This is a genomic window from Subtercola boreus, from assembly GCF_003399625.1.
Lineage (GTDB): Bacteria > Actinomycetota > Actinomycetes > Actinomycetales > Microbacteriaceae > Subtercola > Subtercola boreus_C.
In genome coordinates, this window is record NZ_NBXA01000035.1 from 1 (window position 1) to 676 (window position 676).

General features: G+C 71.0%; 1 protein-coding gene. It reads left to right on the forward strand.

Annotated elements, in window-relative coordinates; all coding sequences use genetic code 11:
• Positions 1-676 (forward strand): DUF222 domain-containing protein (locus tag B7R21_RS17885; protein WP_116284623.1); only part of this gene is annotated, 676 nt, incomplete at both ends.

A 676-nucleotide genomic window follows, 5' to 3' on the forward strand; every position in this document is an offset into this window, starting at 1 on the left:
GCATGACCCGAGAAACACTCACCATCGACAGGCCGGAGACGGCGGCACCCGCCGGCTCTGCCGCGCCGCTGGCCACGTCAGCAGGCCTGCCGACCCGGCGTGGCCGGTTCGCGGCCGCGGTCACCGCGGTCGTCACGGCTCACAGGGCCATCGCGGCCGCGCACGCGCATCTCGCAGGTCTCGTGGAGGAGGCCCGCGTCGCGGGCACCGCCCTTCACACCACCGACTCGTTCACCGGTGGCCCGCAATGGTCAAGCGACATGATCATCGAACGCCAGATCATCACCGAACTCGCCGTCGCCCTGCACACCTCCGAGAACGACACCCGGCGCCTCCTTCACACCAGCGAAGCCCTCACCAGCACGTTCACCGCCACCCGTACCGCCCTACAGGCTGGGGCGATCTCCTACCGGCACGCCGAGAAGATCGTGCAACACAGCAACACCCTCCCTGTCGCCGCCCTCGGAGCATACGAGCACGACCTGCTGCCCCACGCCCGCCGCGTCACCGTGCAACGCCTCGACACCCTCGCCCGCGCCGCCATCGAACACGCCCAACCCCGCACCGCCGTGCAACGACACCTCGACGCTGCCGCCCGGCGCCGCCTCGACCTCGACCCCGCCACCGACGGCATGGCCTACCTCACCCTCTACCTCCCCGCCGTCGAAGCCGTCGC